Source organism: Xanthomonas sp. SHU 166, assembly GCF_000364685.1.
In the GTDB taxonomy this organism is placed as follows: Bacteria; Pseudomonadota; Gammaproteobacteria; order Xanthomonadales; family Xanthomonadaceae; genus Xanthomonas_A; species Xanthomonas_A sontii.
Map to the genome: position 1 here is coordinate 1 of NZ_AQOJ01000708.1, position 630 is coordinate 630.

At 74.4% G+C, this 630-nt stretch carries 1 pseudogene; it reads left to right on the forward strand.

Going from position 1 to position 630, the window contains the following annotated elements:
• Positions 1-20 precede the first annotated feature (20 nt).
• Positions 21-630: pseudogene (locus D180_RS16610) on the forward strand (oxidoreductase); the annotation flags it as partial.

Genomic DNA, 630 nt, shown 5'->3' on the forward strand with positions numbered 1-630 from the left:
GCCGACGCGGCGGATGCCGCATGAACGTACTGCGCCATGCCGCGCGCGCACTGCGCCGCGAGCTGTTCGCCGGCGATCTGCTGACCGTGTTCGCCGCGCTGGTGCTGGGCGTGGCGGTGATGACCGCGGTCGGCACCCTGGTCGACCGGGTGACCCTGGCGCTGACCGGCAGCGCCGCCGAGGTGATCGGCGGCGACCTCGGCGTCAGCGGGCGCCAGGACATCCCCGCCGCCTTCGCCGAGGAAGCGCAACGGCGCGGGCTGCGCAGTACGCGCATGGTCAGTTTCCCCAGCGTGCTGTTCCATGGCGACGCCAGCCAGATGGCCAACATCAAGGCGGTGGGCGCGGGCTATCCGCTGCGCGGCGCGTTGCTGGTCGCGCGCGACACCGTCGGCGCCGGCAGCGAACGCGCCGGTCCGCCGCCGCGCGGCGAAGCGTATGCCGATCCGCGCCTGCTCGAGGCGCTGGGGCTGAAGCTCGGCGATGCGCTGGAGTTCGGCGCCGGCACGCTGCGCGTGACCCGGGTGCTGCGCGCCGAACCGGATGCCTCCGGCGAGCTGATGCAGTTGTCGCCGCCGCTGCTGGTCAACCGCGCCGACGTCGATGCCGCCGGCCTGCTCGGCCCCGGCA